General features: G+C 69.4%; 15 protein-coding genes and 2 pseudogenes. 10 read left to right on the forward strand and 7 right to left on the reverse strand.

Annotated elements, in window-relative coordinates; translation table 11 throughout:
* The 3 genes from ACKOQ4_RS02880 to ACKOQ4_RS02890 all read right to left on the reverse strand — a co-directional run.
* Positions 1 to 211, reverse strand: a 211-nt coding sequence (locus tag ACKOQ4_RS02880; RefSeq protein WP_526288637.1) for an acetyl-coenzyme A synthetase N-terminal domain-containing protein, incomplete at its 3' end; no start/stop codon positions are given.
* A gap of 7 nt (positions 212 to 218) precedes the next feature.
* The gene (locus tag ACKOQ4_RS02885; RefSeq protein ID WP_526288639.1) at positions 219 to 1,085 is read right to left on the reverse strand and encodes a TIGR03619 family F420-dependent LLM class oxidoreductase; all 867 of its coding nucleotides are present in this window, start codon (positions 1,083 to 1,085) and stop codon (positions 219 to 221) included.
* 34 nt (positions 1,086 to 1,119) lie between these two features.
* Positions 1,120 to 1,605, reverse strand: coding sequence for a DUF2231 domain-containing protein (locus tag ACKOQ4_RS02890; protein ID WP_526288641.1), 486 nt, complete (start codon positions 1,603 to 1,605; stop codon positions 1,120 to 1,122).
* 89 nt (positions 1,606 to 1,694) lie between these two features.
* Here ACKOQ4_RS02890 and ACKOQ4_RS02895 point away from each other — a divergent pair, with 89 nt between their 5' ends.
* The 8 genes and pseudogenes from ACKOQ4_RS02895 to ACKOQ4_RS02930 all read left to right on the forward strand — a co-directional run bounded on the left by ACKOQ4_RS02895 (position 1,695) and on the right by ACKOQ4_RS02930 (position 6,972).
* The gene (locus ACKOQ4_RS02895) at positions 1,695 to 2,900 is read left to right on the forward strand and encodes an MFS transporter (protein ID WP_526288643.1); all 1,206 of its coding nucleotides are present in this window, start codon (positions 1,695 to 1,697) and stop codon (positions 2,898 to 2,900) included.
* A 10-nt stretch (positions 2,901 to 2,910) separates the two neighbouring features.
* On the forward strand, positions 2,911 to 3,645 hold the full coding sequence (gene cobF, locus ACKOQ4_RS02900; RefSeq protein ID WP_526288645.1) for a precorrin-6A synthase (deacetylating): 735 nt from the start codon (positions 2,911 to 2,913) through the stop codon (positions 3,643 to 3,645).
* A 47-nt stretch (positions 3,646 to 3,692) separates the two neighbouring features.
* On the forward strand, positions 3,693 to 4,634 hold the full coding sequence (locus tag ACKOQ4_RS02905) for a phytanoyl-CoA dioxygenase family protein (protein ID WP_526288647.1): 942 nt from the start codon (positions 3,693 to 3,695) through the stop codon (positions 4,632 to 4,634).
* 22 nt (positions 4,635 to 4,656) lie between these two features.
* Positions 4,657 to 5,055, forward strand: coding sequence for a phage holin family protein (locus tag ACKOQ4_RS02910; protein ID WP_526288663.1), 399 nt, complete (start codon positions 4,657 to 4,659; stop codon positions 5,053 to 5,055).
* A pseudogene (locus ACKOQ4_RS02915) lies at positions 5,056 to 5,361 on the forward strand (DNA-formamidopyrimidine glycosylase family protein); the annotation flags it as partial.
* Positions 5,362 to 5,421: 60 nt separating this feature from the next.
* Positions 5,422 to 5,910: a zinc finger domain-containing protein gene (locus tag ACKOQ4_RS02920; protein ID WP_526288665.1), complete on the forward strand. Its 489-nt coding sequence runs from the start codon at positions 5,422 to 5,424 to the stop codon at positions 5,908 to 5,910.
* Positions 5,911 to 5,996: 86 nt separating this feature from the next.
* A pseudogene (locus ACKOQ4_RS02925) lies at positions 5,997 to 6,670 on the forward strand (SDR family oxidoreductase).
* 26 nt (positions 6,671 to 6,696) lie between these two features.
* Complete coding sequence (locus ACKOQ4_RS02930) at positions 6,697 to 6,972, forward strand: hypothetical protein (protein WP_526288649.1); 276 nt, start codon at positions 6,697 to 6,699, stop codon at positions 6,970 to 6,972.
* 7 nt (positions 6,973 to 6,979) lie between these two features.
* Here ACKOQ4_RS02930 and pgi read toward each other — a convergent pair whose 3' ends face one another.
* The gene (pgi, locus tag ACKOQ4_RS02935; RefSeq protein WP_526288651.1) at positions 6,980 to 8,638 is read right to left on the reverse strand and encodes a glucose-6-phosphate isomerase; all 1,659 of its coding nucleotides are present in this window, start codon (positions 8,636 to 8,638) and stop codon (positions 6,980 to 6,982) included.
* A gap of 50 nt (positions 8,639 to 8,688) precedes the next feature.
* On the opposite strand from pgi, the gene ACKOQ4_RS02940 reads away from it, so the two are divergent.
* Positions 8,689 to 10,146: an NAD-dependent succinate-semialdehyde dehydrogenase gene (locus tag ACKOQ4_RS02940; protein WP_526288653.1), complete on the forward strand. Its 1,458-nt coding sequence runs from the start codon at positions 8,689 to 8,691 to the stop codon at positions 10,144 to 10,146.
* A 183-nt stretch (positions 10,147 to 10,329) separates the two neighbouring features.
* On the opposite strand, the gene ACKOQ4_RS02945 is transcribed toward ACKOQ4_RS02940, so the two are convergent.
* Both ACKOQ4_RS02945 and ACKOQ4_RS02950 read right to left on the reverse strand, forming a co-directional pair.
* The gene (locus ACKOQ4_RS02945; RefSeq protein ID WP_526288655.1) at positions 10,330 to 10,806 is read right to left on the reverse strand and encodes an acyl-CoA thioesterase; all 477 of its coding nucleotides are present in this window, start codon (positions 10,804 to 10,806) and stop codon (positions 10,330 to 10,332) included.
* A 72-nt stretch (positions 10,807 to 10,878) separates the two neighbouring features.
* Positions 10,879 to 11,178: a chorismate mutase gene (locus ACKOQ4_RS02950; protein WP_526288657.1), complete on the reverse strand. Its 300-nt coding sequence runs from the start codon at positions 11,176 to 11,178 to the stop codon at positions 10,879 to 10,881.
* Between the two features lie 203 nt (positions 11,179 to 11,381).
* Here ACKOQ4_RS02950 and pcrA point away from each other — a divergent pair, with 203 nt between their 5' ends.
* The gene (gene pcrA, locus ACKOQ4_RS02955) at positions 11,382 to 13,715 is read left to right on the forward strand and encodes a DNA helicase PcrA (protein WP_526288659.1); all 2,334 of its coding nucleotides are present in this window, start codon (positions 11,382 to 11,384) and stop codon (positions 13,713 to 13,715) included.
* A 4-nt stretch (positions 13,716 to 13,719) separates the two neighbouring features.
* On the opposite strand, the gene ACKOQ4_RS02960 is transcribed toward pcrA, so the two are convergent.
* A partial coding sequence (locus tag ACKOQ4_RS02960; RefSeq protein WP_526288661.1) for a M23 family metallopeptidase occupies positions 13,720 to 14,620 on the reverse strand: 901 nt, incomplete at its 5' end.

The raw sequence follows: 14,620 nt of genomic DNA on the forward strand, positions 1-14,620 counted from the left end.
CCGGCTGGTCGCCGCGCCGCGCGATGTGGCGGTCCAGCGCGTTGGCACAGGTGTTCAGTTCGGCGTCGGGGAACCACCGGTAGAACGGCGGGTTGTCGTCGTCGAGGATCCGCTGCGGCGGCCGGGTCCAGGACACCGCCCGGGCGGCGTCCGCCCAGAACCGGGCCGGGTCGTCGAGGCTGGCCTGGAAGAGTTCGCGAAACCCGGCCACGTGACGGTCAGACCTTGGCGATGACGTGTTCGGCGAACATCTCCAGGTTGCGGATCTTGGCGTCCAGCGGTTCGGTGTCCGGACCCATGATGTAGGGCAGCCGGAACCCGACGATCACGTCGGTGACGCCCTTGTCCTCCAGGCGTTTGATGCCGTCGGCGGTGTAGGCGTCCAGCGAGATGACGTGGATCTGGAAGTCCTTGTCCGCGGTGCCCTCCTCCTCGCGGTAGCGGTTGAGCTTGACCAGGAGTTCGTCGAGATCCTCGTTGCCGCCGCCGTGCATCCATCCGTCATTGCGGGCCGCGCGCCGCAGCGCGGCGTCGGCGTGGCCGCCGATCAGGATCGGGATCGGCTCGGTGGGCGCGGGCGTCATCTTGATCTTCGGAATGTCGTAGAACTCGCCGTGGTACTCGAAATAGTCCCCGGAGGTCAGTCCCCGGATCACGTCGATGCATTCGTCCATCCGCTTGCCGCGCTTGGCGAACGGCACGCCCATGATCTCGTAGTCCTCCGGCCAGGGGCTGGTGCCCACGCCCAGACCCACCCGGTTGCCGATCAGCGCCGCCAGCGAACCGGCCTGCTTGGCGACCAGGGCCGGCGGGCGGATCGGAAGCTTGAGGACGAAGAAGTTGAAGTGCAGCCTGCTGGTCACCGCGCCGAGTGCGGCGGTGATGATGAACGTCTCGATGAAGGACTTGCCGTCCAGGAACTCCCGGTTTCCGTCCGGGGTGTAGGGGTACTTGGCGTCCGAGGAGAACGGGTAGGCGATGCTGTCCGGGATCGTCATCGCGTGGTAGCCGGCGGCCTCGGCGGCCTTGGCCAGCGGAATGTAGTAGCTCGGGTCGGTCATCGCCTCGGCGTAGGTGAATCTCACCAGCCGATCCTAGAGCCAGAACGGTCGGCGCGGACTACCCGCCGGATTCCTTGCCGGCTTCGGTCAGGGCGTCCCCCCAGGTGGCCTCGGCCCCGGAGTGACCGATGCGGAACACCTGAACGGAGGTCGCCACCGAGGCGGCGAGCACGACCACCGCGATGATCGCAGACGCGGCGCCGGGCAGCGGGTTCCCGCGCTCGGAGCGCCAGTGCACGAAGGCCAGCAGGATCGCCGCGACCAGCAGACCGAGGGCGAAGTAGAGCATCGTCTCGCCCAGTTCGGCGTGCTTCTCGATGAGTTCGGTCTCCCCGATCTGGTGCTCCAGCCATTCGCCGGCCTCGGCGGCGATCGGGCTCAGCGCCGCGGTCACCCCGGCCAGGGCGAGCACGAGCCACACCAGCCGCCGGCGGGCGGCCGGCCACACCGCGCACAGGATCGCCAGGATCGCGGTCAGCGGCGCCAGCACCACGACGAAGTGGACCAGCAGGGGATGGGCGGGCAGTCCGTTCAGCGTCTCCACCCGGGGAATGCTACCGGCGAAGCGGGCGACCTTCCCGGCCGGACGCGCTGCTACGGTCTGCTCGTGCGCGCACCGACATCGCCCGACCGGTGACCTGGCTGACCCGCAATGTGCGGGTGCTCTCGGCGGTGTCGTTCCTGCAGGACACCGCCAGCGAACTGCTCTATCCGCTGCTGCCGATCTACCTGACCGCCGTGCTGGGCGCCCCGCCCGCCGTGGTGGGCGCCGTCGAGGGCGCCGCCGAGGGAGCGGCGTCGATCACCCGGCTGGCGGTGGGCCCGCTGGGCGACCGCTTCGCCAGGCGCCCGTTGATCGCCACCGGCTACGGCATGGCCGCGCTCGGCAAGGTGATCGTCGCCGCCGCCGGGGCCTGGCCGGGGGTGCTGGCCGGCCGGGTGGTCGACCGGCTGGGCAAGGGCCTGCGCGGGGTGCCCCGCGACGCACTGCTGGTCGAGGGAATCGATTCCTCCTCGCGCGGGAAGGTTTTCGGCTTCCACCGAACCATGGACACCCTGGGTGCGGTGGTCGGCCCACTGCTCGGCCTGGCCGGCTACGAGCTTCTCGACCACCGGATCCACCCGCTGCTCTATGTGGCGATCGTGCCGGCGGTGCTCTCGGTTCTGCTCGTCGCACTGGTTCGCGAACCCCGCTCGCCCGGCCGGCCGGACGGGCGGTCAAGCGCCCGAGGAGCGCGCCGGAAGGTCGAGTTCACCAAGAGCCTGCGAGGGTTGCCGCAGCGGTTCTGGCGGGTCTGCGCCGTCGTCGTCGGTTTCGGGCTGGTCAACTTCCCCGACGCGCTGCTGCTGCTGCGACTCAACGAGATCGGCTTCGGCGTCGTCCCGGTGATCCTCGCTTACGTCACCTACAACCTGGTGTACGCGCTCGGCAGCTTCCCGGCCGGTCTGCTGGCCGACCGGATACCCCGTTCGGCGGTGTTCGGCATCGGCCTGGTGTTCTTCGCCGTCGGCTACATCGGTCTGGGCCTCACCACCAACCACGTGGCTGCCTGGCTGCTGATCGGGGTGTACGGGCTGTTCGCCGCCTGCACCGACGGGGTGGGCAAGGCCTGGGTGTCAGCACTGGCCGGCGCCGACCGGCAGGCCACCGCGCAAGGGGTCTTCCAGGGCGGCAGCGGGCTGGCGATCCTGATCGCCGGCGTCTGGGCGGGCCTGCTGTGGGGCACCGACGGCCATGTGCCGCTGCTGATCTCGGGCATCGTGGGCGCGTGCTTCGCGATTCTGCTACTCGGGCGGTGGGCACTGCTGCGCGGTACGGCACGCCCGTCAGCTGGTTAGGCTCGACGCCATGCGCACGATCCACGTCATCGGCATCGGCGCGGGCGATCCCGACTTCGTCACCACCCAGGCGATCCGTGCGCTCAATGACACCGACGTCTTCTTCGCCATGGACAAGGGCGAGGACAAGGGCGACCTGGTCGCCCTGCGGCGGGAGGTGTGCCGCCGTTTCATCAGCGCGCCGCGCTACCGGTTCGTCGAACTGCCCGACCCGGTTCGGGACACCCGGGACGACTACGCCGGCGCGGTCGCCGACTGGCATGCGGCCCGGGCACGGCTGTGGGCCAACGCAATCCGGTCCGAACTCGGCCCCGACGGGATCGGCGCCTTCCTGGCCTGGGGGGACCCTGCGCTCTATGACAGCACGCTGCGGATCCTCGACGAGGTGGCCCGCCACGTCGAACTGAGCTACGACGTGATCCCGGGCATCACCGCCATCCAGGCGCTGACCGCCCGCCACCGCATCCCGCTCAACGACGTCGGCGAACCGGTGCTCATCACCACCGGGCGCCGGCTGAGGGAGCGCGGCCTCTCGGGGTCGGCTGTGGTGATGCTGGACGGGGACTGCGCCTTCCTGGGCTGCCCGCCGCAGACCAGGATCTGGTGGGGGGCCTACCTGGGAACGCCGGACGAGATCCTGGTCGCCGGCACCGTGGGTGACGTCGGCGATCGGATCGCGGCGCTGCGCGCCGAGGCCCGGTCCCGGCACGGCTGGATCATGGACACCTACCTGCTGCGCGGCTGACCCGCTATTCCCCGACCGCGGTTGCCTGACCGGGGATAAGATTGTGTATGACTTTTTCGCTGTCCGTAGCCGACGCCGAGCGTCGCGGTTTCTGGGAAGATCTGTGCCCCGGGATGACGATCGAGGGTGTTGCGGCCGCCCGCCCCGCGGATGTCGGTGACCTCGATCGGCTGTTCTCGACGTTGAAACGCGAGGGCTACATTCAGGTGCCGGACGCGATTCCCGAGGACCGCGTCACCGCGATCCGGACTGCGGTGACGACGTTGTTCGAGCACGGCATCCCGCTGCCGTTCGCCTTCGTCTACGACGAGATGTGGCAAGTGTTCCAGAGTTTCGCCCCGTTCCTGTCGGCCGTCCTAGGCGCCGACTACCGGGCGCTGCCGGACTTCTGGGTGTGGCACGTGAGCCCGAGTGAGGCCTCCACCGGGTGGGGTCCGCACCGGGACCGGGTTCAGCCGTCGCTGGACCCGGACAACTCTCCGCACTCCCTTTCGGTGTGGTTGCCCTTCACCGACGCGACGCCGCTCAACGGATGCATGTACGTGCTTCCCGCGCACCTCGATGATCGTTTCGTCGAGCGCCGCTGGGACGGCGAGGGAAACAACGTCGTCTACAACCCGCAGAACATCCGGGCACTGCCGGCGACCGCAGGCAGTTTCCTGGCCTGGAACCAGGCCGTGCTGCACTGGGGTGGCCGTGGCAGCAGCCTCGCGGCGACCCCGCGGATCAGTGCGGCCTATGAGTTCCAGCGGGCCGACCGGCCCGCGTTCAACAACCCTCTACTCGACCCCGCGCGGGTACCCACGTTCACCGAGCGGCTGGGCCTGATCGGCAAACAGGCTCTGCAGTACCGGCACATGTACCCGCTGACCGACGAGTTCGCCGCCATCGCCACGGCCCTGTTCGAGCGGTTCATGCCCGACGTCGGAAGCGTCCGGCCGGACGCCGGCGACAGCGGTTTGGCGGAGGTTCAACCTCTTACCCGGTAGGCGTGCAGCGTGACATGATCGGATCATGGGATTCCTACTGAGGGTCGCGGTCACCGGCCTGGCGCTGTGGGTGGTCACCCTGATCGTGCCGGGCATGAGCTTCGTCGGCGGTGACACCACGATGCAGCGCGTCGGCATCATCCTGTTCGTCGCGCTGATATTCGGTTTCGTCAACGCCATCATCAAGCCGGTGGTCACGCTGCTCTCGCTGCCGCTCTACGTGCTGACCCTGGGCCTGTTCCACGTCGTCGTCAACGCGCTGATGCTGTGGATCACCGCCTGGATCACCGACCACACCACGCACTGGGGCCTGCACATCGACAAGTTCTGGTGGACGGCGATCTGGGCGGCCATCCTGCTGTCGATCGTGGGCTGGGTGTTCTCCGGGCCCATGCGCAGCGCCGAACGCGCCATCGGCTGAGTGCCCGAACTCCCCGAGGTCGAGGCGCTGACCGACCATCTGCGACGGCACGCCGTCGGCAGGGCGGTGCAGCGCGTCGACATCGCGTCGCTGTCGGCGCTGAAGACCTTCGAGCCGCCCGTCTCCGCGCTGCACGGCCGCGCCGTGACCGCCGCGCACCGCTGGGGCAAGTACCTCGGCCTGCAGGCCGGTGACCTGTACCTGATCGCCCACCTGTCCCGGGCCGGCTGGCTGCGCTGGTCGGAGTCGTTGAATCCGGCGCCGCCCAGGCCCGGAAAGGGGCCGATCGCACTGCGGGTCCACCTCGACGGCGGAAGGGGATTCGACCTCACCGAGGCCGGAACGCAGAAGCGGCTGGCCGTCTGGCTGGCCGGCGCCCCGCAGGCCGTACCCGGGATCGCCGCGCTCGGTCCGGACGCCCTGAGTCTGAGTGCCGGGCGACTCGCCGAGCTGCTGACGCGCAACAGCGGGCGCATCAAGAACGTGATCACCGACCAGAGCGTCATCGCCGGGATCGGCAACGCCTACAGCGACGAGATCCTGCACGCCGCCCGGCTGTCGCCCTTCGCGACGGCCGCCAGACTCACCGACGCGCAACTGGCCGCCCTGCACCACGCGATGCAGTCGGTGCTCGGCGATGCCCTCGCCCGGTCGGTGGGTCAGCAGGCCGCGACGCTGAAGGGCGAGAAGCGGTCCGGGATGAACGTCCACGCCCGAACCGGCCTGCCCTGCCCGGTGTGCGGGGACACCGTGCGGGAGGTCGCCCTCGCCGACAAGTCCTTTCAGTACTGTGCGACGTGCCAGACCGGCGGCAGGGTGCTCGCCGACCGCCGGATGTCGAGGCTGCTGAAATGACGCGGCCCCGGCGGGTCAGACACCGCATCCTGATCACCGGGGCGAGTTCGGGTCTCGGGGCCGGCATGGCGCGGGCCTTCGCGGCGATGGGCCGCGACCTGGCGCTGTGCGCCCGCCGCACCGACCGGTTGGAGGAGATCCGAGTCGAATTGACCAGGCGCCACCCGGACATCCGGGTCGCGGTGGCCGAATTGGACGTCGACGACCACGAGCAGGTGCCGCGGGTTTTCGCCGCGCTGTCCGGCGAACTGGCGGGCTGGACCGCGTCATCGTCAACGCCGGCATCGGCAAGGGCGCGCCGCTGGGCAGCGGCAAGCTGTGGGCCAACAAGGCCACCATCGAGACCAATCTCGTTGCGGCCCTTGTGCAGATCGAGACCGCCCTGGAGATCTTCCGAGCACAGGGCCACGGGCATCTGGTCCTGATCTCCAGCGTTCTGGGCAACAAGGGCGTTGCCGGCGTCAAGGCCGCATACGCGGCCAGCAAGGCCGGAGTGTCCTCGCTGGGGGAGTCGTTGCGGGCCGAGTACGCCTCCGGGCCGATCAGCGTCACCGTGATCGAACCCGGCTACATCGAGTCGGAGATGACGGCCAGGACGGCCTCGACCATGTTGATGGTCGACAACGCGACCGGCGTCGCGAAGATGGTCGACGCCATCGAGAAGGAGAAGGGACGCGCCATAGTCCCGGGCTGGCCGTGGATACCACTGGTGGCGATGCTGAAGGCGCTGCCGCCACGATTCACCAAACCCTTCGCCTGATAGACCGAACGAGTCACACTGGAGGCATGAGAACTCTGCTTATCGCAGCCCTTGCCGGCGGCATGATCGCCACCGCCGCGCCCGCACCGGCCAACCCGCCGGACTGCGTCAGCCCCGACGGCACCCCGTGCGGCGTCGTCGACGGCGACGGCGCGACAGGTCAGATCCCGGGCGGGCCCGGCGGCACGGCGGGCCCGGACCTGGTCGAGGGCTCCATCCCCGGCGGTCCCAGCGGCGAGGTAACGCCCGGCGACGTCAGCGGATGCATTCCGGGAATCGGCTGCCTGAACATCCCCCGCTGAATCGGTCCTAGCCGACCCGGCCCCGCTCGGTGCGGTAGCGGCGCACCAGGGCGTCGGTGGAACTGTCCGACTGCGCCGGCGGTGAGGCGTCTTCGGTGATCACCGGCAGCAGCGCCATGGCCTGGGTCTTGCCCAGTTCCACTCCCCACTGGTCGAAGGAGTCCACCCCCCAGACCACACCCTCGACGAACACCTGGTGCTCGTAGAGCGCGATCAGCTGGCCCAGCACCGACGGGGTCAGCCGGGTGGCCAGGATCGACGTCGTCGGCTTGTTGCCCGGCATCACCTTGTGCGGCACCACACTCGGCGCGGTTCCCTCGGCGGTGATCTCCTCGGCGGTCTTGCCGAACGCCAGCACCTGGGTCTGCGCGAAGAAGTTGCTCATCAGCAGGTCGTGCATGGAGCCCGTGCCGTCGGAGGTCGGCAGATCGTCGGTGGGCTGGGAGAACCCGATGAAGTCCGCCGGCACCATCCGGGTGCCCTGGTGCAGCAGTTGGTAGAAGGCGTGCTGACCGTTCGTCCCGGGCTCGCCCCAGAAGATCTCGCCGGTCGGCACCGACACCGGGGTGCCGTCGGCGCGCACCGACTTGCCGTTGGACTCCATGGTCAACTGCTGCAGATAGGCGGCGAATCGGGCCAGGTCGTTGGAGTAGGGCAGCACCGCCCGGGTTTCCGCGCCGAAGAAATCCGAGTACCACAGCCCGATCAGGCCTAGCAGTGCAGGGGCGTTGGACTCCAGGGGCGCGGTGGCGAAATGCGAGTCGACGATGTGGAAGCCGGACAGGAAATCGGCGAAGGCCTCCCGGCCGATCACCGCCATCAGCGACAGCCCGATCGCGGAGTCCACCGAGTAGCGGCCGCCGACCCAGTCCCAGAACCCGAACATGTTGGCCGAGTCGATGCCGAAGCCCTCGACCAGCTTCTTGTTGGTCGACACCGCCACGAAGTGTTTGGCAACCGCGTCGTCGCCGAGGGCTCCGGTCAGCCAGCGACGCGCCGCGGTGGCGTTGGTCAGCGTCTCCAGGGTGGTGAAGGTCTTGGAGGCGACGACGAAAAGGGTTGTGGCCGGGTCGAGTCCGTCCAGTTTGGCCACCAGGTCGGCCGGGTCGACGTTGGAGACGAAGCGCGCCGAGATCCCGGCGTCGGCGTAGTGGCGCAGCGCCTGGTAGGCCATTGCCGGGCCGAGGTCCGAGCCGCCGATGCCGATGTTGACCACCGTCTCGATCCGCTTGCCGGTGGCCCCGGTCCAGGCGCCGGAGCGCAGCCGGTCGGTGAAGTCGCCCATCGCGTCGAGCACCGCATGCACGTCGGCGACCGCGTCCTGGCCGTCCACGGTCAGCTTCGCGTCCCGTGGCAGCCGCAGCGCGGTGTGCAGCACCGCCCGGTCCTCGGAGGTGTTGATGTGCTCGCCGGCGTACATGGCGTCGCGGCGCTGCTCCAGCCCTGCCGCCCGGGCCAGGTCCACCAGGAGCGCCAGCGTCTGGCGGGTCACCCGGTGCTTGCTGTAGTCGATATAGAGGTCACCGACGGTCAGGGTGAGTTCGGTGCCGCGGGCGGGGTCCTCGGCGAAGAGCTCGCGCAAGTGTCTGTCGGCGATCTGGTCGTGGTGGCGGCCCAGCGCTTGCCAGGCCGGCGTGGCAGTGATGTCCCGGTTCTCGGCGCTCATTCCCCAGACCCTATGCGGCGGTGGGCTCCGATGGGGTAGATCATTGAGCTATGGCTAATCCAGATCTGTCGCGGCTGTTGGCGTCGGTTCCGACCGGCCTGTGGATCGGCGGGGAGGAGCGCGCGGGTTCGGGCACCTTCGATGTGCTCAACCCCGCCACCGACGAGGTGCTGGCGACCCTGGCCAACGCCGACGCCGGGGACGCCATCGCGGCCCTCGACGCCGCCTGCGCGGTGCAGGCCGAGTGGGCGGCCACCCCCGCCCGGGAGCGCGGCGAGATCCTGCGCACCGTGTTCGAGGCCATCATCGACCGGGCCGACGACTTCGCGACGCTGATGACCCTGGAGATGGGCAAGGTGGTTGCCGAATCCATGGGCGAGGTGAAGTACGGCGCGGAGTTCTTCCGCTGGTTCGCCGAGGAGGCGGTGCGCATCCACGGCCGGTTCACCCCCAGCCCGGCCGGCACCGGGCGCATCGTCGTCACCAAGCAGCCGGTGGGCCCGTGTTATGCGATCACGCCGTGGAACTTCCCGCTGGCGATGGGCACCCGCAAGATCGGGCCGGCGCTGGCCGCCGGATGCACCATGATCGTCAAGCCCGCGCAGGAGACACCGCTGACGATGATGCTGCTGGCCAAGCTGATCGACGACGCGGGCCTGCCCAAGGGGGTGCTGTCGGTGCTGCCGAGCAACAGACCGCGCGAGGTCACCACCGCGCTGATCGAGGACGGCCGGCTGCGCAAGATGAGCTTCACCGGGTCCACCGGGGTGGGCAAGGCGCTGCTCAAGCAGGCTAGCGACGCGCTGCTGCGCACCTCCATGGAACTCGGCGGCAACGCGCCGTTCGTGGTGTTCGACGACGCCGACGTCGATGCCGCGGTCGAGGGCGCGATGCTGGCCAAGATGCGTAACGGCGGTGAGGCCTGCACCGCGGCCAACCGGCTGTATGTGGCCAACGCCCTGCTCGACGACTTCACCGACAAGTTCGTCAAGAAGATGGGTGAGATGACGCTGGGCAACGGGTTGGACCCGTCGACCAGGCTGGGGCCGCTGGTCAATCCCAAGCAGGTTCAGTCGGTTCAGGAGTTGGTCGACGACGCCGTCGAGAAGGGCGCCGCGGTGGCCGTCGGCGGTCAGGCTCCCGGCGGGCCGGGCAACTTCTACCCGGCCACCGTGCTGACCGACGTCCCGCCGAACGCCCGCATCCTCAAGGAGGAGGTGTTCGGGCCGGTCGCGCCGATCGTCGGGTTCGACACCGAGGAGCAGGGTGTGGCCGCCGCCAACGACACCGAATACGGTTTGGCCGCATACATTTTCACCCAGTCACTAGACCGCGCCCTGCGGGTCGCCGAGGGTATCCAGGCCGGCATGGTGGGTGTCAACCGCGGGGTGATCTCCGACCCGGCCGCCCCGTTCGGCGGGGTCAAGGAGTCCGGCTTCGGCCGTGAGGGCGGCTTCGAGGGCATCGACGAGTACCTCGACATCAAGTACATCGCGCTGACCAAGTAGCGCCGGCGGGCTGTCGCCCGGGTCAGCCCAGCGTGCTGATCGCCGGCCGGGTGTAGATCACGTTGCCGGATGTCAGCAAGTCCGGGTAGGGCGGGTATAGGTTCCCCACCTTGTCGTCGGCGGTCGACCACGCCGTCCCTGGGTGACGTTGCTTTTGCCCACTGCGAGTAACTGAGATTGTCGCTACAAGGTCGGCGAAAATGGTGTCGGTCCGTCGGGCAGCGGCCGGCCCTCGTAGGACTCGAACCGCCGCACCACATCATCGGGCAGTTCGATCGCCCCGGGTGGTTCGAGTCGCACCACCAGGTGCACCGAGCGCGCGACGGCGATGGTAGCCGTCGGATCCACCCGCCAGACCGCCTCGTCGAGGGTCACCGTGCGTCGCGATCGCGCCACGGCGCGCACCCCGACCTTCAGGGCGATGCCGGCCGGGACCTCAGCTTCGAAGTCGGTCTCCAGCCGGCGGATGACAAGGGTCCGGCCGGCGGCGGACATGCTCTCCCAGGTGATGCCCACGGCCTCGGTGATGTAGGCGTTGCGCGCGTCGAAGAGCAGCTCGGCGATCGCCAGGTTGTGCAGGTGGACCCGGTGCTGCTCGGCCGAGGGCGTGACATCCCGGACGAATCGGTAAGCGGCCCAGGGCGGATCGCCCGTGCTCACGTGCCGGACTGGTGACGGAAGCTCCGGTCCACCGGCATCAGTGCCCGAGCCGGCTGTGGCTGATGGCCGGCATCAGTGCCCGAGCCGGCCGCGGCCCATGCGCAGCAGCAGCATCGCCAGGTCCTTGCCGTCCTGGCCCAGCTCGCTGTAGCGCTCGATCACCTTCATCTCCCGGCTGTGCACCAGCCGGGTTCCGCCGGAGGCCATCCGGACCTTGCCGATCTTCTGCGACACCTCGGTGCGGCGGCGGACGGCGGCCAGAATCTCCGCGTCGAGGCGGTCGATCTCGGTGCGCAGGTCGTCGATACCGGACTCGGTCAGTTCGTCGGTGGTCATGTCGTCGTTCTCCTGGTGTGGGGGTTCTGGTCTCATCCGGTCCGGGCCTCACACCGCAAATGCGCCCCGGATCCGGCTGCGGACCGCGGGGCTGACACGTTGGGCAGCTAAGCCTCCACGGGCACCGCGTACCGGTACCCGTAGAAAAATCGCTGCTGGGAATGCACACGGTGAGTGTGCCATCCCGTGGCGCGCCTCCGCAAAGGGCTGTCCCCGGACGGCGGTAAGTTGGACGGGTCATGACTGCGCAGGCGAGCGATTTCAGGGCCCCCGCGGGCCTGGACGAACTGCTCGACGGGCTCAACCCCCAGCAGCGCCAGGCGGTGCTGCACCAGGGCCCCCCGCTGCTGATCGTCGCGGGCGCGGGCTCGGGCAAGACGGCCGTGCTCACCCGGCGGATCGCCTACCTGCTGGCCGCCCGCGACGCGGGGCCCGGCCAGATCCTGGCCATCACCTTCACCAACAAGGCCGCCGCCGAGATGCGCGAACGGGTGGCCGGCCTGGTCGGCTCCCGCGCGCGCAACATGTGGGTGTCGACGTTCCACTCCACGTGCGTGCGGATCCTGCGCAACCAGGCCTCGCTGCTGGAGGGCCTGAACTCCAACTTCTCCATCTACGACGCCGACGACTCGCGCCGGCTGCTGCTCATGATCGGCCGCGACATGGGCATCGACGTCAAGCGCTACTCGCCGCGGCTGCTGGCCACCTCGATCTCCAATCTCAAGAACGAACTGACCGGCCCCGCGCAGGCCGCCGCCGCGCTGGAGGCCGACGCCGACGACCTGGCCCGCATCGTCACCGAGGTCTACGCCGAGTACCAGCGCCGGCTGCGGGCGGCCAACGCGCTGGACTTCGACGACCTCATCGGTGAGACCGTCGCGCTGCTGCAGCGCCATCCGCAGATCGCGCAGTACTACCGCCGCCGGTTCCGGCACATCCTCGTCGACGAGTACCAGGACACCAACCACGCCCAGTACGTGCTGGTGCGCGAACTCGTCGGGGTCACCGCGCCGGACACCGACACGGTGCCGCCGTCGGAACTGTGCGTGGTGGGCGACGCCGACCAGTCGATCTACGCCTTCCGCGGGGCGACCATCCGCAACATCGAGGACTTCGAACGCGACTTCCCGAGTGCCACGACGATTCTGCTCGAGCAGAACTACCGCTCGACCCAGACCATCCTGTCGGCTGCGAATTCGGTGATCGCACGCAACGCCGGGCGCCGCGAGAAGCGGCTGTGGACCGACGCCGGTGACGGCGATCTGATCGTCGGCTACGTGGCCGACAATGAGCACGACGAGGCCCGCTTCGTCGCCGGGGAGATCGAGTCCCTGGTGAACGGTGCGGACTACACCTACAACGACGTCGCGGTGTTCTACCGCACCAACAACTCCTCGCGGTCGCTGGAGGAGGTGTTCATCCGCGCCGGCATCCCCTACAAGGTGGTCGGCGGCGTCCGGTTCTACGAGCGCAGGGAGATTCGCGACATCGTCGCCTACCTGCGGGTGCTGGACAACCCGGGCGACGCGGTCAGCATGCGGCGCATCCTCAACACCCCGCGCCGAGGGATCGGGGACCGGGCCGAGGCGTGCGTGGCGGTATTCGCCGAGAACACCGGGTGCAGTTTCGCCGACGCGCTCACCGCCGCCGCCGAGGGCAGGGTGCCGATGCTCAACACCCGTTCGGAGAAGGCGATCGCGAGCTTCGTCGAACTGCTCGACGGCCTGCGCGGCCGATTGGGCGACGAACTCGGCGACCTCGTCGAGGCGGTCCTCGATCGCACCGGATACCGTCAGGAACTGGAATCCTCCAACGATCCCCAGGATCTGGCCCGGCTGGACAACCTCAACGAATTGGTCAGCGTCGCGCACGAATTCAGCATCGACCGGGCCAACGCCGCCGCGCTCGCCGAAGACGGCGACGCCGACGCCGACGCTGGCGAGGACGCCGTCGAGGCCGGGGTGCTGGCCGAGTTCCTCGAGCGGGTTTCCCTGGTCGCCGACTCCGACGACATTCCGGAGAACGACGCCGGCGTGGTCACCCTGATGACGTTGCACACCGCCAAGGGGCTGGAGTTCCCGATCGTCTTCGTCACCGGCTGGGAGGACGGCATGTTCCCGCACATGCGGGCACTGGGCGACCCGGGCGAACTGTGCGAGGAGCGCCGGCTTGCCTATGTCGGCATCACCCGGGCGCGGCAGCGGCTGTACCTGAGCCGGGCCAAGGTGCGCTCGTCCTGGGGCCAGCCTATGCTCAACCCCGAGTCGCGTTTCCTGCGAGAGATCCCCGAGGACCTGATCGACTGGCGGCGCACCGACACCGGCCCGGGTCCCAGCGCGCCGATCGCCGGACGGTTCGGCCCGCCGCAACAGGCCCCCCGGCCGTCACCGGCACGCGGCAAGCGCCCGCTGATCGCGCTGGAACCCGGCGACCGCGTGAACCACGATAAGTACGGCCTCGGCCGCGTCGAGGAGGTGTCCGGGGTGGGGGAGTCGGCGATGTCGCTGATCGACTTCGGCAGCGCAGGCCGGGTCAAGTTGATGCACAACCACGCGCCGGTGCAGAAGCTGTGAGACCTCAGCCGGTGTAGGGCCCCACGGAGACCCCGCGGGCGGCCAGCCACGACGCCGGGTCGGTGGCGTTGGTGCCGCCGAGCAGCACCGAGAAGTGCAGGTGCGGTCCGGTCGAGTTGCCCCGGTTGCCGATGGTGGCGATCTGGTCGCCGGCGAACACCCGCTGACCGACGCCGACGGTCCAGCTGTCGATGTGGCCGTAGCGGGTGACCGTGCCGTCGGGGTGGGTGATCAGGACCCACGCCCCGTAGCCGGAGTTGGTGTAGCCCGCTTCCTTGACGACTCCGTCGGAGGCGGCGTAGACCGGGGTGCCGATCGGACCGGCCAGGTCGACGCCGTCGTGCAACGCGCCCCACCGGTAGCCGAAGCCGGAGGTGAAGATGCCGCGGGTGGGCAACACGAACAGCGGCTGCTGCAGACGCGCCTCGCGCACGGCGCGTTCGGCGGCGAAGGCGGCGCCCCTGGCCGCCTCTTCGGCGTGCAGGGCGACGTTGGCGGCGGGCTTGACGGCCACCAGTTCCGGGCCGCGGTTAAGGCCGCTGCTGTCCAGCGGCGTCAGGTCGGAGGCCAGCACGGTGCGGGTGGTGCCCTGATCGGCCGGCTTGATCATGGTGTAGGCGGCGGCCGCGGCGGCCCCGGCCGCCATCGCCGCGATCCAGGCGCGGCCCCGGGCGGCACTGGTGGGCTGCCGGCGGTGCTTGGGGGTGCGGGGCAGGACGTCGGTGACCTCGGTGCTGCTGAACACCGGCCGCTCGGCGCGGCTGCCGGGGCCGGCGTACTTCTCCGGCACCTCGAGCAGCGGGGTCAGATCTTCGACATCGGACAGCTCAGGGCGATCCAGAACAGTCTTGTCAGTGGCGCGTGCGCGGGGGTTCGTCGATGGGGCCGACCGAAGCTGCGTCAAA

This window comes from Mycobacterium sp., from assembly GCF_046095365.1.
Classification (GTDB): domain Bacteria; phylum Actinomycetota; class Actinomycetes; order Mycobacteriales; family Mycobacteriaceae; genus Mycobacterium.

Excerpts from the sequence above, each read along its gene's own strand:
- cobF (WP_526288645.1), top strand. The coding sequence starts at position 2,911 with ATGCGCACGATCCACGTCATCGGCATCGGCGCGGGCGATCCCGACTTC.
- ACKOQ4_RS02905 (WP_526288647.1), top strand. The coding sequence starts at position 3,693 with ATGACTTTTTCGCTGTCCGTAGCCGACGCCGAGCGTCGCGGTTTCTGG.
- ACKOQ4_RS02930 (WP_526288649.1), top strand. The coding sequence starts at position 6,697 with ATGAGAACTCTGCTTATCGCAGCCCTTGCCGGCGGCATGATCGCCACC.
- pgi (WP_526288651.1), bottom strand. The coding sequence starts at position 8,638 with ATGAGCGCCGAGAACCGGGACATCACTGCCACGCCGGCCTGGCAAGCG.
- ACKOQ4_RS02940 (WP_526288653.1), top strand. The coding sequence starts at position 8,689 with ATGGCTAATCCAGATCTGTCGCGGCTGTTGGCGTCGGTTCCGACCGGC.
- ACKOQ4_RS02950 (WP_526288657.1), bottom strand. The coding sequence starts at position 11,178 with ATGAGACCAGAACCCCCACACCAGGAGAACGACGACATGACCACCGAC.
- pcrA (WP_526288659.1), top strand. The coding sequence starts at position 11,382 with ATGACTGCGCAGGCGAGCGATTTCAGGGCCCCCGCGGGCCTGGACGAA.